The sequence below is a fragment of the Stutzerimonas sp. VN223-3 genome (genome assembly GCF_045999685.1).
Taxonomy (GTDB): domain Bacteria; phylum Pseudomonadota; class Gammaproteobacteria; order Pseudomonadales; family Pseudomonadaceae; genus Stutzerimonas; species Stutzerimonas stutzeri_AR.
On record NZ_RBEC01000001.1, the window covers coordinates 1,775,147 to 1,801,755 of the forward strand.

At 58.0% G+C, this 26,609-nt stretch carries 19 protein-coding genes; 2 read left to right on the forward strand and 17 right to left on the reverse strand.

Features of this window, described 5'->3' with window-relative positions; all coding sequences use genetic code 11:
* Positions 1 to 71: 71 nt before the first annotated feature.
* The 17 genes from fliT to moaA form a co-directional block, all read right to left on the reverse strand.
* On the reverse strand, positions 72 to 365 hold the full coding sequence (gene fliT, locus D7241_RS07960) for a flagellar protein FliT (protein WP_408101026.1): 294 nt from the start codon (positions 363 to 365) through the stop codon (positions 72 to 74).
* Between the two features lie 80 nt (positions 366 to 445).
* The gene (gene fliS, locus D7241_RS07965; RefSeq protein ID WP_255976520.1) at positions 446 to 832 is read right to left on the reverse strand and encodes a flagellar export chaperone FliS; all 387 of its coding nucleotides are present in this window, start codon (positions 830 to 832) and stop codon (positions 446 to 448) included.
* A gap of 127 nt (positions 833 to 959) precedes the next feature.
* A complete protein-coding gene (gene fliD, locus D7241_RS07970; protein ID WP_408101027.1) occupies positions 960 to 2,375 on the reverse strand; it encodes a flagellar filament capping protein FliD in 1,416 nt (471 codons plus the stop codon).
* A 56-nt stretch (positions 2,376 to 2,431) separates the two neighbouring features.
* Positions 2,432 to 2,791 carry a flagellar protein FlaG gene (locus D7241_RS07975; RefSeq protein WP_408101028.1) on the reverse strand — a complete coding sequence of 120 codons (360 nt, stop codon included), beginning with the start codon at positions 2,789 to 2,791 and terminating at the stop codon, positions 2,432 to 2,434.
* Positions 2,792 to 2,863: 72 nt separating this feature from the next.
* Positions 2,864 to 4,027: a flagellin gene (locus D7241_RS07980; RefSeq protein WP_408101029.1), complete on the reverse strand. Its 1,164-nt coding sequence runs from the start codon at positions 4,025 to 4,027 to the stop codon at positions 2,864 to 2,866.
* Between the two features lie 291 nt (positions 4,028 to 4,318).
* On the reverse strand, positions 4,319 to 7,843 hold the full coding sequence (locus D7241_RS07985; protein ID WP_408101030.1) for a glycosyltransferase: 3,525 nt from the start codon (positions 7,841 to 7,843) through the stop codon (positions 4,319 to 4,321).
* 2 nt (positions 7,844 to 7,845) lie between these two features.
* Positions 7,846 to 9,135: a CDP-glycerol glycerophosphotransferase family protein gene (locus D7241_RS07990; RefSeq protein WP_408101031.1), complete on the reverse strand. Its 1,290-nt coding sequence runs from the start codon at positions 9,133 to 9,135 to the stop codon at positions 7,846 to 7,848.
* 56 nt (positions 9,136 to 9,191) lie between these two features.
* Positions 9,192 to 10,370: a DegT/DnrJ/EryC1/StrS aminotransferase family protein gene (locus D7241_RS07995; protein ID WP_255976532.1), complete on the reverse strand. Its 1,179-nt coding sequence runs from the start codon at positions 10,368 to 10,370 to the stop codon at positions 9,192 to 9,194.
* A 129-nt stretch (positions 10,371 to 10,499) separates the two neighbouring features.
* Positions 10,500 to 12,011, reverse strand: a complete 1,512-nt coding sequence (locus D7241_RS08000) for a glycosyltransferase family 2 protein (protein WP_408101033.1) — start codon at positions 12,009 to 12,011, stop codon at positions 10,500 to 10,502.
* The gene (locus tag D7241_RS08005) at positions 12,008 to 13,291 is read right to left on the reverse strand and encodes an ATP-grasp domain-containing protein (protein ID WP_408101034.1); all 1,284 of its coding nucleotides are present in this window, start codon (positions 13,289 to 13,291) and stop codon (positions 12,008 to 12,010) included. Before D7241_RS08005 ends, D7241_RS08000 begins: the two co-directional genes overlap by 4 nt.
* Complete coding sequence (locus D7241_RS08010; RefSeq protein WP_408101035.1) at positions 13,288 to 14,820, reverse strand: CDP-glycerol glycerophosphotransferase family protein; 1,533 nt, start codon at positions 14,818 to 14,820, stop codon at positions 13,288 to 13,290. Before D7241_RS08010 ends, D7241_RS08005 begins: the two co-directional genes overlap by 4 nt.
* 5 nt (positions 14,821 to 14,825) lie before the next feature.
* Positions 14,826 to 15,284, reverse strand: coding sequence for an adenylyltransferase/cytidyltransferase family protein (locus D7241_RS08015; protein ID WP_255976540.1), 459 nt, complete (start codon positions 15,282 to 15,284; stop codon positions 14,826 to 14,828).
* Between the two features lie 143 nt (positions 15,285 to 15,427).
* Positions 15,428 to 16,045 carry a class I SAM-dependent methyltransferase gene (locus D7241_RS08020; protein ID WP_408101036.1) on the reverse strand — a complete coding sequence of 206 codons (618 nt, stop codon included), beginning with the start codon at positions 16,043 to 16,045 and terminating at the stop codon, positions 15,428 to 15,430.
* A 39-nt stretch (positions 16,046 to 16,084) separates the two neighbouring features.
* Positions 16,085 to 18,451 carry an NAD-dependent DNA ligase LigA gene (gene ligA / locus D7241_RS08025; RefSeq protein WP_408101037.1) on the reverse strand — a complete coding sequence of 789 codons (2,367 nt, stop codon included), beginning with the start codon at positions 18,449 to 18,451 and terminating at the stop codon, positions 16,085 to 16,087.
* 493 nt (positions 18,452 to 18,944) lie between these two features.
* The gene (zipA, locus tag D7241_RS08030) at positions 18,945 to 19,766 is read right to left on the reverse strand and encodes a cell division protein ZipA (protein WP_408101038.1); all 822 of its coding nucleotides are present in this window, start codon (positions 19,764 to 19,766) and stop codon (positions 18,945 to 18,947) included.
* A 184-nt stretch (positions 19,767 to 19,950) separates the two neighbouring features.
* Positions 19,951 to 23,439: a chromosome segregation protein SMC gene (smc, locus tag D7241_RS08035; RefSeq protein WP_408101039.1), complete on the reverse strand. Its 3,489-nt coding sequence runs from the start codon at positions 23,437 to 23,439 to the stop codon at positions 19,951 to 19,953.
* A gap of 366 nt (positions 23,440 to 23,805) precedes the next feature.
* Positions 23,806 to 24,801 carry a GTP 3',8-cyclase MoaA gene (gene moaA / locus D7241_RS08040; protein WP_408101040.1) on the reverse strand — a complete coding sequence of 332 codons (996 nt, stop codon included), beginning with the start codon at positions 24,799 to 24,801 and terminating at the stop codon, positions 23,806 to 23,808.
* Between the two features lie 333 nt (positions 24,802 to 25,134).
* Between moaA and D7241_RS08045 the strand changes: the two genes are divergently transcribed.
* Positions 25,135 to 25,986, forward strand: a complete 852-nt coding sequence (locus D7241_RS08045) for an ion transporter (protein ID WP_255976552.1) — start codon at positions 25,135 to 25,137, stop codon at positions 25,984 to 25,986.
* A 152-nt stretch (positions 25,987 to 26,138) separates the two neighbouring features.
* Positions 26,139 to 26,552: a CopD family protein gene (locus tag D7241_RS08050; RefSeq protein ID WP_255976555.1), complete on the forward strand. Its 414-nt coding sequence runs from the start codon at positions 26,139 to 26,141 to the stop codon at positions 26,550 to 26,552.
* Positions 26,553 to 26,609 lie beyond the last annotated feature (57 nt).

A 26,609-nucleotide genomic window follows, 5' to 3' on the forward strand; every position in this document is an offset into this window, starting at 1 on the left:
GTACCCGGATCTGATGCTAAGTATTTATCCTAGATGTGCGCGGCAATAACATCGAGGCTCTGAAAATCACCTCAGCCTAGCAGCTTGTAGGCCCGATTGACTTGCTTTGATTGACTCAAGCGAGTCAGCTCTCCAACCAACCGCTCCCGCTCCGCACGGCAGCGCTCCCGAACCTCATCATACAAGCGCGACAGCTCTTCGAGCTGCTCGCGCAGGCCGGCATCAAGAGCATCTTCGTCGCGCAATGCGGCAACCAGGGCGAGACACTCCTTATCCAGCGCCGTTATAGCAGTCCACTCACCTGCTGCCAGGGCAACGCGGAGCGCCTCAGTCAGCGTGACGAACTCCTGTTTGCGTGACAGCATGGGTGCCTCGGCGAAAAGCAAATAGATGGAGCATTGAATTCAGAACTAGAGCCCAATCGAAACCAGCGTTGATAGGCTGATTACGCCTGCGGCGCAATCTTGTCCCAGGCCAGCTTGATCTCGCCCAGCAGCTTGCTCACTTCGTTCAGCTTATCAATATCGTTATGTCGACTCGACTCGAACAGACGCATCGTCATATATTCATAGAGCCGATCAAGATTTTCCGCTAACTCACCACCGACGCTTTTATCAAGCGCGTCGCGCAAACCACCGATGATATTGATGGCCTTGCCAACAAGCACTCCCTTCTCCGCAAAAGCATCACGCTCCATTGCGCCTTTTGCCTGAGCGATACGGTCCAGGCCGCCCTGCATGAGCATTTGGATCAAGCGGTGCGGATCAGCCTCATTTACTTGAACTTTTACGCCAATTTGCTGGTACTGCCTCATTGCTGCCATAGCGTTCATTTGGATGAGCCCCTCGCCACATCAATTTGTATAATCAGTGTATCGGGCAACGACTGACAAACTTTATGGTTGCGCTAACCTTTTGAACGAAAAAAGCCGCCCAGGCGGCTTTTTAATGCGATGAGTGCTATTTGGAGTTGCTTGCCGCCCACGGAAGGTTTTCCAGAGAAGCAATCAAGCTACTCGATGTATTGCTCAACTGGCCAACCAGCAAATCCATTGCATTGAACTGCTTGTAAAGGCGTTCTTGCAAAGAGGTGATGCGCCGATTGAGATCCTCCTTCTGCTTGTCAATATTTGAGATGGTCTCAGTCATTGACTTGTTGCGTTGCTCTAGGATACCGCCAATTTCTGTGTATGGCTTGAGCTTCTCATCAAGCCGGGTCGCTAAACCCTTTTCTCCAGCAAACAGGTTGGACAATTCTTCGAAGCTGCTGCCAGTCACCTTGGCTAGCTTATCGCTATCTATCTTGAGTGAGCCGTCTCTTTGGGTGGTGATACCGATATCGCTAAGCGCTCGGATAGTACCCGAACCCTCTGTCTTGACCAGTTCATTACGGATAGTATTGAGCAAAGTACGAGCGGTTGCGTCTCCAACCAGCGCGCCGGTTACCGGCGTTTTGCCATCGCCCACCGGAGTAACTTTTGTTTGGGCATTCACTACACCTATGAGCTTGTTATAGGCATCGACGAAGGCTTGGACCTGTTTCGTAACTCCCGCTTCATCTAGTTTCACGCCAACCGTCAACGGCTTCCCTTCTTCCGTTACGCCTTTCAAGTCCAACGTCACCCCCTCGATGGCGGTTTCGATCTTGTTGGTCTTGCTGATCACACTTAAGCCATCAATAGTGAGTTCGGCACTACTGGCTTTAGTTATGACGCCTGCCGAACCGTCGTCACCAGGCGCCGCTGTTCCACCAGCGAAAGCCAACTTGGACAGATCACCGCTCGCTCCGCTCACCGCGACGGTAATGTCTTCGTTCGCGCCAGAAGTAGAACTGTTAAGTACCAGCCGCGATCCGGAGCTGTCAGTCACTATGGTTGCGCTCAGACCCTCCTTAGCGCCGGCTTTGTTAATCGCATCCCGAACACCCGCTAAAGTATTGTTACCCTCACCCACCGTAATGGCAGGCAGCGCAACTTCGCCAATACTGACAGTAAGAGTTCCGCTACCCAAGGTTACAGGTGTTTTTGGATCATCAACTATCGCCTGAAGCGCCACCTTGCTCCCAGCTGCAAGTTGACTAACTTCAACTTTATAGCTGCCGGCACCTGCAGATATGCCTGCCGTTACCCCAAGCAGATCAACATTGGAAGAGGACGCAGCCCTGGCCTGGAACAGCTCTGGTTTATTTAGCTTACCCAGCGCAGTCTGAAATTCACTGATGGCACTCTTCAGCGTGCCGATCGCCGTAATTCGAGTGGTGGTTTTGGACTCGAGCGTGCTGAGCTGCGACTCTTTTGGCGCGCGCTCCGCAGCCACCATACTGGCTACGATACTGTCGATATCGATTCCGGAACCGATGCCCGTTACGCCCGCCATAACCCTACCTCGTCAAGAAAACAACGTACTGAAGCAACCAATCAAGATCCGTGCCGTTACGCCTTCGTCTCGAATAACAAGCTGCGCATCTCATCAAGTCGTTCGGCCAATCGAAGAATTTCCTCTGATGGAATTTGCCGAACCATCTTGCCCGACTCACCATCGACAACCTGAACGACAAGCTCGCCTGTCGAGTCGTCGACGCTGAAACTCAAATCACGCCGCGCACTTTGCATTTGCGCAAGCAATTTTTCCACGGCCTCGCCGACAGCTGCCGACCGGTCAGCTTGGCCCTCGCCGGGAGCGACAGGCTCTTGCCGATCAGACGACAAAAACCCAGACTCCTTGGGAAGGCTGGGTATTGTGCTGAGCGGGGTCAAGGCCGCTGCGACTCCGGCTATTTTTGCGACGTCCATGATTCACCTCGAAATGAATCGATGGGGAAGTGACAAGCACTTCCCCATCTTACGCCATCTTAGAGCCGCTTATTATTGCAGCAGGCTCAGGACTGCCTGCGGCAGCTGCTTGGCCTGTGCCAGGATTGCGGTACCAGCCTGTTGCAGAATCTGGTTCTTGCTGAGGTTGGCGGTTTCAGCGGCGAAGTCCGTGTCCTGGATTCGACCGCGAGCGGCAGAGACGTTCTCAGAGATGTTCTGCAAGTTCCCGATGGTATTCTCGAATCGGTTCTGAACAGCACCGAGATCTGCTCGCTGCGCATCAATGTCTTGAATAGCTTGGTCAATGACCATCACAGCTTCTTGAGAACCCTGTACCGTACTTACATCAATTCCAGATACTTTAGTCTCAGTGGCCTCTGTTGCAGCTGTGTAAGCGGCACCCGCCGCCAGGCCTGCAGGCAGAGCACTAACGCTCAAAGACGTGAGTGCGTTCGCCGAGCCATCAGTATCTAGTCCGGAGATGATTTTAGTATCCGCGCCGTCAGTCACGAAAGCACCCAATCCGACGTTCGCATCGTTGATTGCAGTCGCAATTTGCTGAGTGGCGTCAGCTGCTGTAGTACCACTCGCGATGGTAGTAGTCACAGTGAAGTTTTCACCGTTGACGGTCCCGCTTACAGTAACTGTGCCCGAAGCGCTCGCAGTTCCGGTCGCCGCAGCCACGGAGCCTTCGAAAGACTTACCTTTCAAAGAATCGGTGCTCATCTCGTCAATCTTGACGCTGATGGTTTCGTTAGCGGCACTTCCTACTTGGAACGTAGTTGTATCGAAGCTGCCATCCAGCAGTTTCTTACCACCGAAGGTGGTGGTATTCGAAATACGATCAAGTTCCTTCTTCAGCTCACTTACTTCCGAGTTCAATGCTTTACGCTCGGAATCACTGTTGGAACCGTTGGCCGACTGCAGGGCCAGATCGCGCATACGCTGCAGCAGGTTTGTAGATTGCTGAAGCGCGCCTTCGGCTGTTTGCGCCATCGAGATGCCGTCGTTGGAGTTCTTTACCGCAACACCCAAGCCGTTCACCTGGCTGGTAAGACGGTTCGCAATTTGCAGACCAGCAGCGTCATCCTTCGCGCTGTTAATACGACTGCCTGTCGACAAACGCTGCATAGAAGTGGCAAGCGAGTTAGACGAATTATTCAGGTTGCGCTGAGTATTCAGGGAAGCAACGTTGGTGTTTACGGTCAAAGCCATGATATTTGTCCTCCATCGGACCTAGCTTGTTTTGCCTGGGTTGCGACCCTAGCCTGCAATGCTCAGGCAACCAGTGAGTTCGCATTCATCTTTTGTATCGGCGCTTCATCTGGAAGCTTTAGAACTTTCTGCCTGTTCTTCGAAAATCGCCGGCTCGTACCTGCACAAAAGCCCTTTTTGACCCGGTATATCCAATCGGGTCCTGACCTGTATCGACTAGAGTGCGAACAGCTTTAGCCAGCTATGAAAAAAGCCCTCCGTAGAGGGCTTTCAACATCGGACATGAGCGATTCAGTATCCCGTCCAGGCATCACGCCACTGATCCAGGACCTGTCCCGCCAGAAGCCAATCGCGGCGTACCACGACACGCAACTCATCGCCTAGACGGGCAGTAGCTTCCCGCTCAGCCATGTGGCCTCGTATTGCATCCACCCAATCGGCAAAACGATTTTTCACCCGCGTAACAGGCAGCGCTCCCTGATAAGGCGCGAGGTTGCTGCAAACGACCGGGAAGCCGCAGGCGCCATACTCCAGCAATTTGAGGTTGCTCTTGCATATGTTGAATGGGTTGTCTTCTAACGGCGCGATTGCGAGATCTAGATCCAGGCTGGCGAGCTTCTCGGCGTAACGCTCGATGCCGACACCCTGGTGCCACTCCTTGACATAAGGTTTCAAAACCTCTGGACACATCCCAAGGAAGATCCAGTCCACTTCTTTAGCGAGCTCACGGACCACGTCGACGATCAGTTCTAAATCGCCTGTGTGGCTGGCCCCGCCTGCCCAGCCGACACGCAACCGTTCGCCATTACGGCGGTTCGCCTTGAGGCCGCCCCACGGTCCCGTTGGTAGCCGATTTGGTACAACCCGGATATCCGGATGATAGCCATGAAACGCTTCGGCAAGCGGATCGGTAGTAACCACAATACGATCGACGAAACTCATTCCTCGTCGTAAGGAGCGCACAATGTCTTTGGGCATGTGCTTACGATGGACACTTTTGACCGGCACGTTGGGCAGATAGTCGTCCAGCTCGTAAATTTTGAATGCGCGAGAAAAAGCCTTCAGCCGCCGCATCGCCTCGAGTCGTTCGTCGCCAATTTGTCGTTGCAGGATAACCGCGTCCGGCTCGTAACGCTCCAGGTCCGCAGGATGCATGAGCCCTACCGACACTGCCCCCTCCGCTTTGCCAGCTTCTTCCAATGCCTCGAAAGGGTAAATGATGCGATAGTGGCCGCAGCCGAAAAGGTCGGCAGGATGCGCCAGGATGCGAGGAACTGGTTTCCATGACCCCATTGGACGCCACGACAGGCGGACATCTGAAAGCTTGAAGCCTCCGAGCCGCTGCAGACTTAAACCCGGGTTATATGCCGGATCGCGGGCCAGTACGCTCAACCAGCGAGCATAAATCAGGTCGTCCTGCTCCGGGGTGCTGGCAGGCCACCGAGCATCGTCTTGCAAGAGACGCACATGTGGCGTCCACACGGTGAGGTAACCCGCCTCACGCGCCTTCAGGCAGAGATCGACGTCGCCCCAGGCCTGGCCCAGTTCGCCCTCGTCAAGTCCATCCAGTTGGACGAACAACGCCCGTGAAATCATCAGGCACTCAAGCGAGACCGCACTATAGTTCTGATCTACCAGCATTCGGTGCATGTATCCGATCGAATCGATACTGCGCCCATAAAATGCGCGACCAGCCGGGCCGCACAAGCCAAGAAGAAGCCCGGCGTGACGCAGCTTACCCTCAGCCGATACCAGAGTACCGCCAACGACCCCGACCTCGGGACGAAGTGCATGATTCAGTAGGCCTGCCAGCCAATCGGCATCAAGCACTGCAACGTTATCGGCGAGTAAAAGCAGGAAGTCTCCTTTCGCCGCGCCGGCAGCCTGGTTGATAGCAGCCTCGCGACTGCCTTGGCTGTTGAGTACGCGTAGCTGCGACTCGCCCATCGATGCGAGGGCACAAAGCCATTGGCTAACCTCAGGCGAGCATTGTCCGTGATCGAGCAGCAGCAGTTCGAAGGCTACGCCTTGAGTCGATTCCAGAATGCTTTCCACGCAGCGCTGCAGTAGCGCCAAATCATTGCCTGCCCTAACGACGATCGATACGGAGGCCTGCTGCGAATGACCATACTGAATTCGGTAGTGATTCGGCCTTAGCTCAGAAACTGTGGCCTCGGTATATCCGCGGGTGGCCAGGTGGCGTTCTATCGTCCTACGCTCGTCAGGATGGCCTGCCAGAACCGGTGGCTGACCTGCAATCAGCAACTCTGGAACGTGGCCGAGCCCAGCAAGCCCGCCCTCTTCGATCAGACCTAGCAACGCGTGGAATTCAGGCGCTCCGGCGTACATCGGATCGAAGCCGCCCAACGACACCAATGCCTGGCGATTGAAAAGACAATGGCGCACGATGCTGCATGGAAAGCTCAACAGCAGATCCAGGTTTAGATCAGGTCTGAGTACCAACCCTTTCGTCCCATCCATCTCGTGCTGCACGGCATCCATGTAAAGGGCACGGAAGCCCGGGGCTGCAGCGAGCTCCAGACCGGCGACAAGCAATCCCGAGGGCGTGAGCATGTCGCCTGCATCCAGAAGCAGCAACCAGTCGGCAGTGTCGGCCTGAATGAATTCATTCAAGGCGGCGAGCGACTCGCTTTCGGATGAGTGCAGCAGTGCTATGTCGCCTGGGAGCGCAAAAGGTATGACGTGTTCTGTGAGCACGACGCCATGAATAGCCGCATAACTGCCGCGCGCTTGGGCCAGGCTGTCGAGCGTTCGGCGCAGCGAATCAGCCACGACGCCATCCCAGCGCACCACCACACGGAAGCTGGGCGGGGTGATTGCTTCAAGGCGTTGTTCGATCAGGTGACGCTGAGCGACAGTCGGCACGCGAGCCGCGATCCAGCCATCGATCTGCTGGCGGGATTCACTATCGGCTTGCGCATTGCTGAGCGCTGCCACTAGGTCGATGGGCTCGAAATGAAGCGGCTCGGAAAGCGTCGCAACACCCACGTGCCGGCTTGTTTTCTCGTCGCTAGCCCAACCCAGCTCGCGCACCATGCGCCGGAAGTTGGCATGACCTTCGTTACCCACACCTGGCCGTTCGCGGCCGATCTGGCTGAACTGCATCCGCGAGACGCGAAAACGCGTCAATGGTGCAGATAGGAATGCCAAGTGGCCACGCTGCAACAATTTGACGTAGAGCGCGAGATCAGCGACCCAGGTGATCTTGACGCCATTGAGCGCTGACAAGCCCTCACCGAACGACAGCACATCGCTACGCCGACACATCACGGTGCTGGGTTCACCAATGAAGTTGAAGGTGTGCTCAGCGAGAAACGAGGTCAACGTCTTGCCATCGAGCACAACATCGCCACCGAAGGGAAACACAGTCGCCGACGTATCGGGCAACGAATGCCCCTGCTCGTCGATCAGTTGGCGCCTCGAGCCCGCTAGGGCGATTTGCGGGCAGGCTTGCATTACACCGACCAGGCGCTCGATGGCGCATGGTTCGAGGGCATCATCGTCATGCAAAAACTTGATGTATTCGCCCTCCGCCACCGCAATGGCTCGAGCAGTACTGCGAGTCTCGTATAGGCGGCTTTCGTTGCGGTGATAGCGAACGGAGAAATCTGCCCGGTCGGCGAATGCCTGCACCGTCAACTCGACATCCGGCGTGGTGGAGTCGTCGCAAACCACCAGTTCGATGGGCCGATAGGACTGGGCGAGAAGGCTATCGAGCGCCTCGGGCAAGAACTGCGCCTTGTAGGCGGGCATCACCACGCTGACCAGCGGGGCGGGCGATTTCAGATTGTCCATGGCTACCTCTCGTACCGGGTGAGCGCGGCGATACGGTCTATCACGCGTCGGGAATTGCAGTCATCGCCATGGGCGAAGAAGAACGTTTGGGTCTTGCGGTAGTGCTCGGTCAGGTGTTGCTGAGGGCAGCTCAGTAACTCGTCTAGCGCATTCAACCAAGCCTCGAAGCGAGTCGAGACAGGCCCTGGAAAAGCCAAATCCATGTCGTATAACAAGCCATTCTGTCGGCTGCGGTAATGCTCCAGGTCGTAGGCGAAGCTCATGACCGGCTTGTCCAAATACAACGCATCGATATAGACCGAAGAATAATCAGTGACCACCACATCAGCCTCGCGCAGAATCGGCGCGATTTCCGCAATCTGCTCATGGCCCAGGTCGATCAGTGTGTGGCCGTCGACGAAGCGCTCCATATTGAAAAGCGCCTCGACATTGCGGAAATAGTGCATACGAAAGCCCAGCACTGCGTCATGGCGTTCGAGCACCTCTCGTAGCGCGGTAATTTCCTGTTCACTGAACTGGTAATAGCTGGCCGATTCGATGGCGGTTTCACGGTAGGTCGGGGCATAGACCACCAGCCGCCGTCCGCCCTTTAGGCTACGGATGAGCTCTAAATCGCGTCGCAGGAAGGCGGGCAAATGCGCCTCGGCACGCTTGAGAAAATCATTGCGCGGCAAACCCGTCACCCAAACGTTCTCGTACGGAATCGGATGAAAGATCGCCGTCATCGCGTAGCTATCTACGTCTGACGACGCAACCAGGCCTCTGTAAAACGCACGCTCGCGACGCCGATAAGGAACCCGGTCGCCCTGATTGCGTTGCTCAGGGTTCGCCAGCGCGAACAGTCGCTTGAGCGGAATGCCATGCCAAAGATTCACAACCAGACGGCGCGTCAGACTTGGACGTGGAAAACTGCGTGAGCCGTCGGACCAGCGCAACGCGAGATCCATGGTGATGGAATTGGTCAACAGCAAGACGCCGCAGCGAGTCAGCGCCAGCAGCCCACCGAGGCTCTGTAGGTTAACCACCTCGGTATTGCAGGCTCCCTCAAGTTCGATCGTCACTCCCGGCCCGCGGGTGAAAATGCGCTTGCAGATACGCGGGTCCGCCTTGACCTCTTCAAAGACTGCACGCGAGTTTTCGACGAACTGGGTGCGCTTGAGCGGGTGGGCAAAAAATGCCCAATGGTCATCCTGCTTGGGCAGAAGTCGATCCATCATCCAGAAAAAGGGTAAGGCCAGGTACTTACCAAACCAGACGGATGCGATCTGCGCCTGCGACCATCGATCAAGCATGCCAAATTCCTGCGTTTGCTTAGCCCCCGCTGCGTCGGACGGACAATCGGTGTGACTCATCGCGCGATGACGCCTGCCATTGGCTGTTCATCAAGGCCCGCCAGGAGATCTACAGGCGGAACGATGCCGGCGTGGATCAAGAGCAATTCACATATGCCTTCGACGTCCGCATCTGACAGATCTGGGTAGATCGGCAGGCAGAGCACCTGACGCGATATCGACTGCGCCACCGGCAGGTTCGATGGCACCGACGAAGGCAGGCCACGGTACATTGGGAAATCGCTGATCAGCGGGTAGAAATAGCGCCGAGCGAGGATGCCGCTTTCCCGCAGTCGTGCATTTAGCTCGTCACGGCTAATCGGAAAGTTCTCGTCAATCAGCACAGGGAAATAAGCATTGTTGCGAAATGCTTGTTTCCCAGGGGCAACGCAGGTCAGTCCCGGCACGCCTGCCAGCCGGCTTCTGTAGAGCGCATCAATTTCAGCACGACGTTTGAGCGCGGCATCGATGTAGTTCAGTTGCAATAGCCCGAACGCGGCATTGATTTCACTCATTTTGCCGTTGATGCCAGGCGCAACTACGGTCGTTTCGTTGACGAAACCAAAGTTCTTCAGATGATTGATGCGCTGCTTGGTCTTTTGGTCCGGGCAAATGATCGCCCCACCCTCGAACGTGTTGAATACCTTGGTCGCATGGAAGCTCAGCACACTCAGATCGCCGTGGCGCAGGATGCTGCCGCCTTCGTCGCGCACGGCAAATGCGTGAGCGGCGTCATAGATGACGCGCAGGTTGTAGTTGTCGGCGATCTGGCTGATCGCCTCTACGTCGCACGGGTTGGCATAGCAATGCACCGGCAGGATTGCGGTGGTCTGCGGAGTAATAGCCGCCTCGATCTTGCTCGGGTCCAGGTTCAGCGTCACCGGGTCGATGTCGACGAATACCGGCTTGATGCCGTTCCACAGCAGCGAATGCGCAGTAGCGACGAATGAGTACGGGGTAGTGATGACCTCGCCAGTAATGCGCAGAGCCTGCAGCGCTGTTACCAGCGCCAGCGTACCGTTGGCGAAAAGCGCAATATGTTCGACGCCAAGATACTCGCAGAGAGCCTGCTCGAGGGCCTGATGCATCGAGCCACCGTTGGTTAAAATTCGGCTCTGCCAGATCTTTTCCAGATACGGCATGAATTCCTCAAGCGGCGGGAGCAACGGACTGGTGACCGGAACATTCTTTCGCATGTCGTTACCTGCATGAGCTGATCGAGGCGGCGGGTAGTCGCGGTGAGAACCCAGACGGTTCATTGGCGCCAAGTCGTCGCATGCAGGACTAGCTGCAAAAGCCGTTCCCGATTACGCTGCGGTCGGCGATCATGGATGAGTGGTCACCGTTAGCGCACCGGTTTCAGGGGTCAGCTCAAGTTGCAGAGCGGAAGTGATTGCGACCGGCAGCTGGGCGATGACTGCCGGATCGATCAGCGAGCGTCCCAAGCGGTATCGCGCAATTTGCCCCCGATAGCGATAGCGCAATGCGAGGCCGAACGGTCCGTCATGCTGTCGCCCCATCCATTCGTCAATAACCCGGCATGGAAGCGCGAATCTTTGATCTCGCGCCCCGCTTTCATACAGGGTGAACGGCAATTCCTCACCCGAGCCAAACGACCACAGCGTCAAGCACACGTCGGCTCGCTGCTGTACGTCAGCCGGCAAGTCCAGGGTCATGCGCAACTGACCACCCTCCACGCTGATCCGAGTCAATGCAAAAAAGCCCAGCGTTGGAATCTCGATCTGCAATGCGCTCGAATCGAATCCGGCCGGCGGCGATGCAAGAGCCGCAGGCGCCCAATGTGTCGCCCCGTCCCGCTGCTCAACACGGCAATCATTAGGTGTCTGCAGCAAATGCTTGAGGGCGGAAACATGCCCCTGATGGATCAATGTCAGATAAGTCGAACGCCGAACGCCAACGGGTGCCAAGTCCAGCGGACCGAAGTCCGCTATCAACTCGGACATTCCCTCAATGAAAGCCTCGCAGAACTCCTCGGAAACGAGGACCTCAGGTGCAACCTGCAACGCCCGCTGCAAGTTGCTGAGCGCAATGGCGCGTCGGTACAGTTGGGCGAGAGGCTCATCGGCATATTGCGTCCATTCCAGTCGAGCAGAACGGATACGATCCCTGAAGTTGCCAACCTGCGCCTTGCGTTGGGTAATCGAATCACCGGCTGGACGCTGACGCCAAAGATAAACAACCTGCCCCTCCACCACCGTACACCGGCTAAGCCAATAGGCACGATGCACGAATGGCCGGTCGGCATACAGCAGCCCTGTCTCCATACCAAGCCCATGCTCGCGTAAAAAACCGGTACGAAACACCTTGTTCCAGTAAAAGCCGTCATGCATCAAATCATCGAGCGCTGCGGGCGTCTGGATGACTCGCGGTCGCGACCAGGCAAACGGTTCGTAGGCAAAGCCTTCTATGGTCAACACATCGCCGACCAGGCGCATGGCACGCCCAACCACGATGTCCGCCCCGGTCGTTTCCGCCCGTTCGATAAGCCGCGCATAACCCTGCGGCGTTACCACATCATCCGAATCGACCAGCGCCAGGTAGCGACCACGTGCGAGGGAAATACCCAGATTGGCTGCCACGGCGCCGCCTTCGTTGGCTTTGCTGATGCATCGAAAATTAGACCGGGTGCGCTCGTATTCCCGGCAGATCGCCAGACTGTCGTCCGTGCTCGCGTCGTCGATCGCAACGATTTCGACGTCCTGACACGCCTGATTCAAGAGCGAGTCAAAGCACGCTCTCAGGTATTCAGCCGTGTTGTATACCAGCACCACTACGCTCAGCAGCGGTGCGGATGTCTCGCCCGAAGGCCCCGTCACAGGCGCCAATCCATCAGCTGCTCTACGGCATCGACATCGAATACCGGCACGCCGGTCTTGCGGCTGACATCCATACGTTCACGGAAAGAGTCATCGATGAATATCGCCGATTCGGGACGGTCGATCACCGTGCTCTTCGGCGAGCCGTCAGCGATGTGAACGATGCGCGAGAAGATTGCGGGCGACAGCTTGTTCGCTTCGAGCGTCGCGCGCGGGCAGCGGTTGTGACGGGTGACCAGCACGACCGATACCTGACGTCCCAGCCACTGATACAGCAGCGCTACCAGCATGACGTTGACTTGCCCGTCGATGATCAGCGTATCGTCGAGATCAAGGTAGACGGTGTCGTACTTAAGCCCGACCCGGTAGCAATTCTTCAAAGCTCGGTCGAGCTGAATCGGGTACTGCTGCGTCTGTACGCTGAACGGCAAATTGCGATAAGCCAACACCGTCAGCAGCGGATAGTTGATGCCAAGATTTCGTGACAGCCCCATGGAGCCAGCAATGCGCGGTGCCACCTCCAACAATTTGTAACGGCCTTCCCCATTGCGCTTTAGCTGAAAGAACCAAGCGCCTTTGAGCCGCAAACGCTTGGCGATGCGTTCGGCGATCGAGCTCATCTCTTCATCCAGAGGCACCGGTTTCGTGCTGACGCTGATGCCCGCCTTTACGCGTGCACGGACTCGCGGCGACGCATGTAGCAAGCCCCCCGAGCCGTCAGAAATGCAATCAACGGTATATTCTTTGCCCGGCAGGTACTCAGAAAATACGTATTCGGTGCCCGCGCCAAGGAGCTGTACGTGCCTCGCCTGAGAATCGATCCGTTCGGCACCCTGCGAGCCTTGCCCTACGGCCGGCTTTGCGAAGATCGGATAATGCGCGGCGAGACCCTCGACGGTAGCCGGTACGAAGTCCTCCTCGGCAAAGGCGCGATAGGTCACGTTCTTGTTGCGACAAAGCTTCGCCGTCTCGGCATCCGGTACTGCCACCGTGGCAGCAATGCGCTCGGCCGCCAGCGCAAGCGCAAGCACCACGCTGTCATGGGCGGGCAACACCACGTCGATCTGCCAGCTATCGATCAGGGCATTGAGCGTCTCGATGAAATCGGGAGAGCGCACATGGGCATCGATCTGGGTGTAACGGGCGTAGACATAGGCACCGTGGTCGTCAACCGACGAGGCTCCAAACAGCCGCACGGCCTTGCTGTATTTCAACGCTGAATGGATCTCCAGCCCTATTTCCGAGCCGCAGGGAAATACGAGCACATTTAGCGCAGTCATTTAATAGCTCCAAAAACGCGTTCAACTACCCGCTCGGCAGCACGCCCATCATTAAGGGCACAGAAACGCTCACGAAAGTGCGCATAACGATTGGCGTAGCGCTGCGAGACAGCGGGCAAGTCTGCGAGCAGATCCAGCAACTGCTCGCTGTCCTGCACAACGGGCCCAGGAAGATCACTCTGCATGTCAAGGTAGAACCCGCGTAGCGCCTTCTCGTACAGCGCCAGGTCATAGCAGTAGAAGAGAATCGGCCGGCCGGTGACAGCAAAATCGAAAAACACTGATGAGTAATCTGTAACCAGACAATCTGCCACACGGCACAACTCCGTGATGTCGCCCAGGTGCGAAACGTCCCGGACGTTTGACGGCAAACTCGAGCGGTCAATCCGTTCAGCCACCAAGTGATGTGCCTTGATCAGTAGAAAATGGTCGATCGGCAGGCGGCGCGCCACTGCGGCCAAGTCAAGATGCAAATCCAGCCCGTACTGCCAGTCACCCACCGGTTTGTGGTCTCGCCAAGTCGGCGCATAAAGAATGACTCGAGCCTGCGGCGGCAGGCCGAGTGTCTTTAGTCGGTCGGCTCGATCCGAGCAGGGCTGCACCAGCGGATCGGTCAATGGATAGCCGGCCTCCAGCACCTCACCGTCGTAACGAAAGGCACGGCGGAAGATGGTGGTCGAATAGCCGTTTTCGCTCAGCAACAGACTCCAGTCACGCGATTCTTTGTAGAAATTGTCCCTCGCATCGACTTGAGGATTGTCGATATCGAAGGCAATGCGTTTTAGCGGAGTACCGTGCCAGGTCTGCAAATAGCAGGTCTCCGGCTTCTTTCCGTGGACGGAGAAGATCACGTTGTTGACGCGATAGCGCGCCTGGGCAAGCAGGCGGTAATAGTCGGGAGAGCGACGCGTAACCACCTGCGGGTTGCCGGGAATCACGTCGTTACCATCGTAGGACCAAACGCAGCGCAGATCCGGGCGAAGGCGCAACAACGCTTCGTAGAGATAGCGAGGATTGCCCGCGTATGCCTTGCCTAAAAAGCTTTCGAAGAACACCAACTTGTCATCTAGTGGTGCTTCTGCCAGGTGATGAGCGTAGCGCTCGCGGGCGTTTTCGGCTTCGACGACGCCTGCATGGCGCTTGCTTGGAGCGATGTAAAGGGCTAGCGACTGGGCGCTTTCGGTCAGGTAGCAGGATAGGCCATGCGACGCGGTGGACCAGACAAGGAAATGCCGATCTTGGTTACGTACCAAGCGGTCGCCGCGCAGCAGCGTTTCGCTCGACGCCCCTCTCCGGCACAGCTCACATACTCGAACATCCCACCGGGCTTCACGTTCGAGCAGCAACGGTACCAGAGCCAGTCGTGCGACCAATTGGTCGCCATCGCGCGAACAGGCTACCCGATGCTCGCGCTTGTCGCTGCGCCGAGTGAACAGCAGCTCGCAACGTGTGCTCTCGCCGCCGGGCGGCTGAAAAGCCAGGCTCAAATCGCCCGATGATTCGGGTACGACCGACAGGGCGAACGGCATCGTCATCAATCCAGCCCCCGCTGCAGCGATTTCAGCAGACCGAGCATATTGGTGATTTCTTGCTCGCTCGACAGAAGACTGCGTAGCGAATCACGTAGCTCAGTCGAGGAAACGCCACTGGTGCGCTCCAGATATTTAACTTCACAGTACGCACCGAGGTGGTCGAATTTGCCGGCCCAGTCGTCGCCCATCACGAACAGGTCGACGCCGTGGCGGCGAATATCGTCGGGCTTTTGCGCCCAGTCGTCTTCGGGAATAACCAGATCGACACAATCCAGCGATTCGATGATCTCCCTGCGTTCTACGAACGGGATCAGCGCTTTTTTGCCCTTGCGTTCGTTGAACTCATCGGTTGAGACGCCGACGATGATCCGATCACCCAGCGCGCTCATGCGCTTGAGCAGACGCAAGTGGCCGACATGGAACATGTCGAAGGTACCGTAGGTGATTACGGTGGTAGGCATGGCGGTCCTCGCGGGCTGCTGCGGCCACGCGGTGCCAGCTGAAGCTGAACGGAAACGGCGGGCCGGCGCGGGCAACAACACGTCAAAAAGCTGGCTGCTCGCGCTCTCGACACAGGCGTAGCAAGGACGGTGCCAGGGATCACTTAGTCCGGTGTGCTGTCGCCGAACGGGTTATCGAGCCGCAAAGTCCTGCTTTCTACTCTCAAGACGAAGCGGTACTCAATGTAGTCAGGATTCTTGGACCACCAGGAGCCGGCATTGGCCTCCTCCACGGCGAACCCTGCACGGTGGAAAAGCATCAGCCAGTTTTCCTGGGGCAGGCAGTTAAAGTGCGAGTAGAACCACACCCAGCCCTTGGTGTGCTGGGGCACTACTACTACAAGCAGTCCGTCGTCCTTCAGGCAGCGGTTGTATTGCCACAGTTGAAACAGCGGGTTGAGCGAGTGCTCGAGGGTATGGCGAGTGGTAATGAAGTCGAGACTGCGGGCAGCGAAATGCTCGGCGAAGGCGGACATATCAGCCGCAACGAATTTTTCGATGGCCGGATCGGACGGGGGAAAGTAGTCGAAATATGTGATGTCGCATCCCTTTGCAGCTGCTTGCTTGACCAGGTAGGCGGTACCGCCTACGTCAACCCCGGCGCCACCTTGCAACCAGTGCAGCATCCAATTGCACGAGTTCTCCTTGGATTTGCTCCAGCCGTAGCCAAAATCTTTGAATTGCCCCTGCAGTTCGCCTATGAATTCTGAATAAAGGCTCATTACCACCCCCGGATTTGATCTCGTATACGTTAGCACTGCTCAGCGAGAAAGATCGTTGAGCCGCCGGCCAAACGCCTCTTCATCCAGGACTGTCACGCCTAGTTCAGTGGCTCTGGCTAACTTCGATCCCGCTCCAGGTCCAGCCACAACGCATGTCGTCTTGGCCGATACCGAGCCGGACACCTTGGCCCCGAGCGCCTCCAGTTTTGCCTTGGCTTCATCACGGCTCATGCTTTCCAGCGTGCCGGTAAGCACCCAGGTCTGACCCGCCAACGAAAGGCCTTCCGCTGCCTTACGTTCGCTCTGCCAATGCATGCCGAACTCACGCAGTTGAGCTTCAATGCTACGAGCGCGCTCGGCGTTGCCAGGGTCGTCGAAGTAGTCGCGCAACGCGCGGGCGGCCTTTTCATTGAGACGCTCGACCTGACGCAGGTCCAGCCAGTCGGCACCAACGATGCCCTCAAGGCTGCCGAAGCGATCCGATAAACGTTGAGCGCCGGTTGTAGCGATGAAAGGGATATTCAGCTTGTCGAGCAGCCCTGCCAGCGTCGCGCAGGCGGCGAATTCGGGATGCACGTCGCCTTCTTCTTGCAGCCGAACGCCACGCTCATGCAACTGCTTGATAACGAGCTGGTTATGCTCGTCCTCGAAGAAGCTATGGATTTCATGGGCGACTTCCAGCCCGATATCGGGCAGATAGACCAGCACATCCGGCATCGCCCGGCTGATGCGATCGAGCGAGCCCAAAGCCCGCGCCAGCAGCTTGGCGGTGCCTTCCCCAACATACGGAATCCCCAAGGCATAGATAAAACGCGCCAGGGATGGTGCACGACTTGCGTTGATGGATTTGAGCAAGTTGCGGCTCGATACATCGGCAAAACCTTCCAATGCCAGAACCTGGTCATACGTCAGGCAATAGAGATCGGCTGGCGAGTGCACTAGGCCGGTGTCGACCAATTGCTCGACGATCTTGTCGCCCAGACCGTCAATGTCCATCGCACGGCGCGAGACGAAGTGGATAATCGCCTGTTTGAGCTGGGCCTGACAGGCCAGGCGGCCGACGCAGCGGTAGATGGAGCCCTCGCTGACCGACTCCCTGCCCTTGCTGCGCTTGATCAGCTGGGTGCGTTCAACAGCCGAGCCGCAGACAGGACATTGCTCGGGTACATGGACCGCACGCGCATTTTCTGGTCTGCGTTCTGCGATCACGCCAAGGATTTGAGGGATCACGTCGCCCGCACGACGCACGATTACGGTGTCACCGATCATCACGCCCAGACGCGCAACTTCATCCATGTTGTGCAACGTGGCGTTGGAGACCGTCACGCCGGCAACCTGCACGGGCTTCAAGCGCGCGACGGGCGTGATAGCGCCTGTGCGGCCAACCTGAAACTCCACATCCAACAGCTCGGTAATTTCTTCCCGGGCCGGAAACTTGTGCGCGATGGCCCAGCGCGGCTCGCGGGCGCGGAAGCCCAGTTCACGCTGCTGTCGCACGGAATTCACCTTGAACACCACACCGTCGATCTCGTAGGGCAATGCGTCGCGCTTTTCACCGATGGCCTGGTAATAGGCACGGCATTCGGCGACGCCCTTGGCCAGCTTCAGCTCACGGCTAATGGGCAGGCCCCAACCCTTCAAAGCATTGAGAATACCGATATGGGTATCGGGCAGCCCATCGTCGCTGCGACCAATGCCATAGGCGCACAGCTCCAGGGGGCGGCTCGCGGTAATCTTCGAGTCCAGTTGGCGCAAGCTTCCTGCCGCCGCATTACGGGGGTTGGCGAAGGGCTTGCCGCCACTTTCAACCTGGCGGGCGTTGAGTGCCTCGAAACCGGACTTGGGCATATAGATCTCGCCGCGCACTTCGAGAATTGCTGGCCAACTACTGCCGTGCAGCTTCAAGGGGATATTGCGGATCGTGCGCACGTTGGCGCTGATGTCCTCGCCAGTGCTGCCGTCGCCACGAGTGGCGCCACGTACCAGGTGGCCATTTTCGTAGAGCAGGCTGACCGCTAGACCATCAAGCTTCGGCTCACAGCTGTATTCGACTTCAGCGCCGCCACCGAACAGGTCGCCGGCTGGAATATCCAACCCCTCACGTACGCGACGATCGAAATCGAGCAAGTTTTGCTCTTCAAATGCATTGCCGAGGCTGAGCATCGGAACTTCATGGCGGACCTGGCCGAAGGCCGCCAGCGCCTCACCGCCGACACGCTGGGTCGGCGATTCGGCCGTTATTAGCTCAGGATGTTCGGCCTCAAGCGCTTTCAGCTCGTTGAACAGACGATCATATTCAGCGTCAGGGACACTGGGCTCGTCGAGTACGTAGTAACGGTAGTTGTGGGCGTCGATTTCGCTGCGCAGTTCGGCGATGCGCTCTGCAGCGGTTTGGGCGGAAGGCATATGACGGAGCCGTGGCTATGGCAATGCTGATCAGACAGTCTCAGCGCGCCTTGGTTGATATCAGGCGCGGGATTTTAGCCGATCCTGCAATTGGCGGCAGGTTTGCGCTGGCGTCGAGGCTGTTCATGGCATCGACAGCGTGTTGCACGGCGTTGAGCAGGCGAAAGCTCCGTAGGGTGGGCTTCAGCCCACCGGGGGGCCTCGGAGGGTTGGTCGAAGCGTCTTCACCCATCCTCATTTTCTGATGCGTTTTTTTCGGTGGGCTGAAGCCCACCCTACGATTGTGTGCCTCTCCGTTGCGCTTACCGCGCTCGGCTCGACCTGCGGCCGCATCGCGGATGGCGTTCATCAGCGCGGTTTGGTGTGCGTCTAGTGATTCTGGGTGCATCTCGAACAGGATTTGTGACCCGCTGCACTTGTACGAGGCCGACCCGGGGGATGTTTTTGGCCGCGTACTGGCCAAAAAGACCGCTCCTGAGAGCGGTTTCGGGGATCAACGTTTGATAGTCATCTGCCGGCGCTCGTATTCAACGATGCGCTGGCGGTAGTGCTCGATGGTCTGGGCAGTCAGCACGCTGCGCTGGTCATCTTTCAGCTCACCGTTCAATTCCTGCGAAAGCTTGCGAGCGGCGGCGACCATTACGTCGAACGCTTGCTTCGGATGGCGCGGCCCAGGCAGGCCGAGGAAAAAACTGACGGCTGGCGTGGTGAAATGGTCGATATCGTCCAGGTCGAACGTCCCGGGCTTGACCGCGTTGGCCATGGAGAACAGAACTTCGCCATTTCCCGCCATGCTTTCGTGACGGTGAAAGATATCCATCTCACCGAACCGCAAACCGCTTTCGAGAATGTTCTGCAGCAGCGCCGGGCCGCGGAAACCGGACGCATCGCGAGAGATGACGTTGATTACCAGGACCTCCTCAACCGGCGGCAGATCCTGACCGAACTCGCTCGTTTCAGCTTCCTCGTCATCACCGGCTACAGGGTTCAGCAGCGTCGGGACAGGTTCATCGCTCGAAAAATGCAGATCGCCTTGCTGGGGTGCGGTGGCGCGACGCTTTCCGGTCTCGCGGGCGCTCATCGAGGGAAGATCAGTTTCGTCCAGTGAGGGCTCGTTGTTGCGGTTTACGACTCGTGGCGGCCCCAGTAGCTCGTTGGTCTCGCCGTCATCGGGGAAACTGTCGGCGATGTTGCGGTCCAGCTTGAACTTCAATTTGCCTTTGCTGCCGCGCATCCGCCGCCAGCCGTCAAAAAGAATGCCGGCAATAACAATGATGCCGATGACGATCAGCCACTCGCGCAGACCGATATCCATTAATGCTTGAACCCCTGAAATCGATGATAAAGACGCAGATTCACAGCCGCTGAACAGGCTCCTCTGCGCATCGTAAAAAATTTGCGCTCTAAACTAGCACGACGAACGGTAGATTTGCACCGCCCGACGCTGCTCTTTTATAGGTCTCTGTCTACCGACAACCTGTGGCAGGCAAAGCCGCGACTCAAGCCTCCACAAGTGCAACTGCCTGTTCCACATCGACCGCAACCAATCTTGAACAACCCGGCTCATGCATGGTCACGCCCATTAGCTGGTCAGCCATTTCCATCGCAATTTTGTTATGCGTGATGTAGATAAACTGCACCTTCTCAGACATTTCCTTGACCAGACGCGCATAGCGCCCAACGTTCGCATCGTCCAATGGCGCATCCACCTCATCCAGCATGCAGAACGGCGCCGGGTTGAGCTGAAAAATCGCAAACACAAGCGCCAAAGCAGTCAACGCCTTCTCTCCCCCTGATAGAAGATGAATCGTGCTGTTCTTCTTACCTGGCGGGCGCGCCATGATCGCCACCCCGGTATCGAGTAAATCTTCCCCGGTAAGTTCCAGATAAGCGCTGCCGCCACCGAAAACCTTGGGGAAAAGCGCCTGCAAGCCGCCGTTGATCTGGTCGAAGGTCTCCTTGAAGCGATTACGGGTTTCCTTATCGATCTTGCGGATAACGTTTTCCAGCGTTTCCAGCGCCTCGGTGAGATCGTCGTTCTGGGCGTCGAGATAGCGCTTGCGTTCCGACTGTTGCTGATACTCATCGATTGCAGCGAGGTTGATCGGACCGAGCCGCTGGATCCGCGCGCTCAAGCGCTCCAGCTCCGCCTCCCACTCCCCTTCACTCGCCCCGGCAGGCAATGTCGCCAGTACGCCGTGCAGGTCAAAGCCATCCTCGTGCAGCTGATCCTGCAGCGCCTTGCGACGAACACTCAGCGCCTGCCATTCCATTCGCTGTTGTTCAAGCTGGCCGCGCAGCAGTTGCGCTTGCTGCTCGGCCTGTGTGCGGCGTTTCTCTGCATCGCGCAATTCTCGATCGGCGTCTTCGAGAGCCAACCGAGCGAGCTTGAGTTCATCTTCCACGCCCATGCGCCGCTCGAGCAGTTCCTCAAGTTTCATGCGCAGCTCTTCGAGCGGCGCCTCGCCCTCCTCCAGATTCAGGTTGAGTTGCTCGCGCCGCTCCACGGCACGGTCGAACTGCTGTTCAAGCCGTTCAAGAGCCTGGCGGGTCGAATCGTACTGTGCCTTCAGCGAACCCACTCGCACGGCCAGTTGATGTGCGTGATCCTTATGCTGGCGGGCCTCTTGGCGAATACGATCGAGCTTTTCGCGAATGCCGTCGCGGTTCGCCAGCAGCGACTCGCGTTGTTCGGTATCCATCGCCATGGCATCGAGCGCGTCCTGCAAGTGCAGCCGTGCCTCGCCCAACTGTTCGGTCTCCAGCGCGCGCTGCTCGGATTGCTCGGCCAGTTCTTCTTCCAGCCGACGACGACGCAGGCTCAGTTGCTCCAGCTTGGCGTGGCTGGCTGATAGCCGAGCCTTCAGTTCGCCCTGCTGCCGAGACATGTCCTGATGACGGCGACGTTGCTGCTCTCGGTTTTCTTCCTGCTGGCGTTGCGCCTCGCGGAGCTGGTCTAGGCTCTCGCTTAGCAGCTCCAGACTGGCCTCATGCTCGTCACGCTCGGTCTGTAACCGTTCCAGCTCCTGACCGCGTGCCAGCAACCCGGACTCGGCGTCACCCGCGCGCCGCGCGCGCAGAAAATGCCGGCCAACCCAGTAACCGTCACGGCTGATCAGGCTTTCGCCATCGCCAAGCGAGCCACGTGCAGCCAACGCCTGATCAAGATCATCCACTGGTCGCACCCGGCCCAACCATGGCGACAGATCGGCGGCTGACTCGATTTTGTCCAGCAAGCTGCCGGCCATGCGAGCACCGCCCTGTGTCGGAGTGACCAGACGCAAGTCGCCCTGCTCGAAGCCGCTTACATCGAGGCCGTCGAATCCATCCAACAACACCGCCTGCAGGTCCGCGCCCAGCACGGTTTCAACTGCCAGCTCCCAGCCCGGCTCGACACGTAGCCCTTCGGCGAGGCGAGGACGCTCATCGAGCCTCTGCTCACGCAACCATTCGGAGACGCCCTTACCTGGATCCATCGCGGCCTGCTGCAAAGCTTCCAGCGAAGCGATACGACCATTCAGCCGCTGCAGTTCGCCCTGCGCCTGTTGCTCGGCCTGGCCGGCTTGCTGCAGCTGCTCGCGTAATTGTTCAAGTTGCCGATCGGTCTGCTCCTGCTCGGCGACCAGTTCTTCCAGACTCACCTCGCTGACGGCCAACTGCTCGCTCAGCTCTGCTACCGCGGCATCTTCCGGATCGCCCGCAAGCGAGGCGCGTTCCTCATCCAGACGACGGTGGCGCTCGGCCAGGCGTTCCAGGCTCTGTTCCAGCTGCTGGATACGGGACTGCTGCACCTCGGCCGCACGGCGCGGTTCGGCGCTCTGCTGATTGAAACGTTCCCACTGCTCTTGCCAGAGCTGCATCGCGGTTTCGGCTTCTTCGAGTTGCGCCGCGGTTTCCTCGGCTGCCGCACCCGCTATGTCCTGCTCGGGCTCGAGCATCGCCAGTTCTTCGCCAAGGGTGGCGAGCAAGGTGCGGTCATGCTCCAGATGCGATTCGGTTTCCAGCCGCGCCTGCTCGGCCTCGCGCAAGTCGTTCTGTAGCTGCCGAAGCCGCTGCTGGCCATGCTGAATGCTCTGCTCTACCCGTGCGATATCACCGCCAACGGAATAAAAGCGGCCTTGAACCAGATTAAAACGCTCGGATAGCTCATGATGACCGTCGCGCAGACGTTCGATGCTAGCGTCCGCATTGCGCTGTTCGGCGACCAGTGCCTCGAAACCGACCTCCTGATCGCCAATCACCTGCTCACGCTGACCAACCTGATCGTTCAAGGCCTGCCAGCGCAATGCCGATAGTTGCGCCTTCAGCTGGCGCTCTTCGGCCTTGTACTCCTGATATTTTTCAGCCGACTGGGCCTGGCGATGCAAGCGTTCCAGCTGCCGCTCCAGCTCTTCGCGCAGATCGGTCAGGCGCGCCAGGTTTTCATGGGTGCGGCGAATACGGTTCTCGGTTTCGCGACGGCGCTCCTTGTACTTGGAGATTCCGGCCGCCTCTTCGATGAAATTGCGCAGGTCTTCAGGCTTGGCTTCGATCAGTTTGGAGATCATGCCTTGTTCGATGATCGAATAGCTGCGCGGGCCCAGGCCGGTGCCAAGGAAGATGTCGGTGATATCCCGCCGCCGGCATTTCACACCGTTGAGGAAATAAGTGTTCTGCGAATCGCGCGTGACCCGGCGGCGGATGGATATCTCGGCGAAGGCAGCGTATTCGCCGGTGAGGGTACCGTCGGAATTGTCGAAGATCAGCTCGATGCTGGCCTGGGTCACTGGCTTGCGGGTGTTCGAGCCGTTGAAGATGACATCCGTCATCGACTCGCCACGAAGGTTCTTCGCCGAGCTTTCACCCATCACCCAGCGCACGGCATCGATGATGTTCGATTTGCCGCAACCATTCGGGCCGACCACTGCCGCCATGTTGCTCGGAAAGCTGACGGTGGTCGGGTCGACGAATGATTTGAAGCCGGCGAGTTTGATGCTTTTCAGTCGCATGCGGGCCTATCCATGGCGATCAGCGGGAGAATGAACAAGCAGGGTCGCCGCAAACATCGGAATTCCTGGCATCGAGTGGGTGCTGACGCGAAACGGCGGAGTTTATCACGGCGCCTGGTGGGCTGAAGCCCACCCTACTGGTCCCATGCGATACCGATATAGGGTGGGCCGGGTGGCGCTCCGCTTCAGCCCACCAATCGCGGCGATGCTTACGTGGCAACCGGCGACAAATCGCGGCGGGAGTGATGCTCACCAAGCGTGAAGGACGCTAGCTCCGTTTCGGCCTGGTTTGGAATTGCATCTGGTGGGCTGAAGCCCACCCTACTGATGCCCAGCCCCGTCTAGCCCACCCTACGCCGCCCGGCTTCAACCGCCCGTCATGCTCATGAAGCGCACTACCTGAACCTGCTCATCGGTACGGAATTCGTGCTTTTCCGGCTTGAGCTGCAGCGCGTCGACCAGCGCGTGGCGCAATCGCTCGCTGTCGCCTGGGTAGCGACGCATCAGGCTCTTGAGGTCCAGCGCCCCTTCATGTCCTAGGCAAAGCACCAGCTTGCCTTCGGCCGTGACACGCACGCGGTTGCAGCTGCCGCAGAAGTTGTTGCTGTGCGGCGAAATGAAGCCAACCTGAGTTTCGCTACCAGCCACCTGCCAGTAGCGCGACGGACCGCCGGTGGCGTGGCTGCTGCGTATCAGCTGATGGCCGACTTCGATGCGTTCGCGCACTTCCTCGCTGGAGCAAAAGGTGATCTGGCGCTCATGGCTGGACACGGTGCCCAACGGCATTTCTTCGATGAAGCTGATATCCAGCCCGCGCTCGACGGCGAAATTCACCAGGTCGAGTACCTCGTCATCATTTCGACCTTTCTGAATCACGCTATTGAGCTTGATTCGGCGGAACCCGGCATTGCGCGCCGCCTCAATTCCTTCTAGCACCTGATCGAGCTTGTCACGACGGGTGAGCTCGGCGAAACGATCGCGCTTGAGCGAGTCCAGGCTGATATTCAGGCGTTTGACGCCGGCACCGCGTAATACCGGCGCCAGTGTTGGCAGTTGCGAGCCGTTGGTGGTGATCGCCAGGTCTTCCAACTCCTCACGCGCACCCAGGCGAGCCAGCAAACTAGGCAGACCCTTGCGCACAAGCGGCTCGCCGCCGGTCACGCGGATGCGCTTGACGCCTAGGCTGATGAAGGCGTCGGCGACCGCATAGAGCTCTTCGAGCGTGAGAATCTGCGCACGCGGTGCGAATACCATGTCTTCACTCATGCAATACGTGCATCTGAAGTCACAGCGGTCGGTAACCGACAATCTAAGGTAAGTGATGCGCCGGCCGAACGGGTCGACCAACTGAGAATCTGGCATGTCGCTCTCCAACGGCTTGATGCGCACGGACAAGACTATGCCGGAACGTGACGTGAGGCAAAGGTGGCGAGGCGAATGGCATGCAACAGCACGCCATTACGCAACGGGCATCCGTCAAACGTGAGCTGAACGTTTTGATGGGTTGCGCCTACAAGGGGGCCGGCCGTCATGCGACGCGGTTCACGACACACCCGATGCGGCCCGCCCGAAGGCAAAGTCCGGCACCGGCAACACTGGCTGCATGAACCTTCGGCTAACGCGCAACGATACTTTGATGGCACGACTCGAACACTAGGATAATTCGCCTTCGCCGATTCACCGGAGCTTTTGCAGATGGATAACGACGCCCTCCGATCGATGGGCTGGCGCGAGCGCCTCTACATCATCATCTTCTTCACCAATACGCCCGCCGGCAAACGCTTCGATACCTGGCTGCTTGGCGTTATCTTCGCGAGCCTGGTCGTGGTGATGTTCGACAGCGTTGCCTCCTACCGGGAGCAGCACGGAATGCTGTTGACTGGGCTGGAGTGGTGTTTCACGGCTATTTTCGCCATCGAATACCTGGTTCGGATCTATTGCCACCCAGAGCCGCGCAAATACATCTTCAGCTTCTACGGCGCCATCGATCTGCTGTCCGTTTTGCCGGCATTTATCGCGCTGTTTCTGCCGGACGCACAGTACCTGTTGGTGGTGCGCACCATTCGCATGCTACGCGTGTTCCGCGTCCTCAAGCTGACGCAATACCTGAGCCAGGCCAACTTTCTGCTGGTCGCGCTGCGTGGCAGCAAGCAGAAAATCGTCGTCTTCTTGCTCAGCGTCACTACGATGGTGCTGGTGTACGGCACGTTGATGTATGTGATCGAAGGTCCCGAGAACGGCTTCACCAGTATTCCGATGAGCATCTATTGGGCAGTGGTGACCATCACCACGGTGGGCTTCGGCGATATCGTCCCGCATACGGCGCTGGGCAAAGCGGTTTCTACATTGGTGATGATCACCGGTTACTCGATCATCGCCGTCCCCACCGGAATTTTTACAGCGGAACTGGCTACCGCGATGCGTGCCGACAGCTTGCAACACCGCTGCCCCACATGTGAAAAGCTCAGCCACGAGCCGAATGCGGCTTTTTGCAGTCGCTGTGGGAGCCAGCTTTTCAATCGAGCAGAACGCGACGCCGAAAGCTGATCTCCTTGACTGACCTGATCATTCAACAGCGCTGAGCAAGCCTTCTCATAAAGCCAAAGCCCATCGACAGTCGCCCAGAATCTTCCATCCGAACCGCCTCGGTACAGGGTTGTCACAACCTCTGACTTGCCGCGGGCCGGATGGAGACGCGAATGCCCTTGCTCAAACTGCTGCATTTCGCAGGCCTGCTGTGCTGGTGCGGCACCCTCTTATATCTGCCTGCGCTCATCGCGGCCGGTACCAAACGCAGTGATGCGCTTTTTTATCGAGACCATGCCCACCTGACCCGCATGGTTTTCAACCTCATAGGTACCCCGGCCGCGCTTATTGCGATCGGATCGGGAACCGCCCTGTTTCTACGCGACGGCATCATGGCCGGCTGGCTGATCGTCAAACTCAGCACGGTCGCCGGTATGGTGCTGTGCCACGCCCTGTGCGGCGTGCTTGTACTGCATATCGAACGCTCGCCGGAACAGAGCGTAAGCATTCGCTGCCGCTTTCTCGGCGTCGCTGTCGCGACCTTCATTACAGCAACGCTCTGGCTGGTACTGGCCAAGCCGTTTTAGCTCATGACTCAAACCGCTCGATCAACCGAATAACGCCCATGACCGAACGATCCAAAC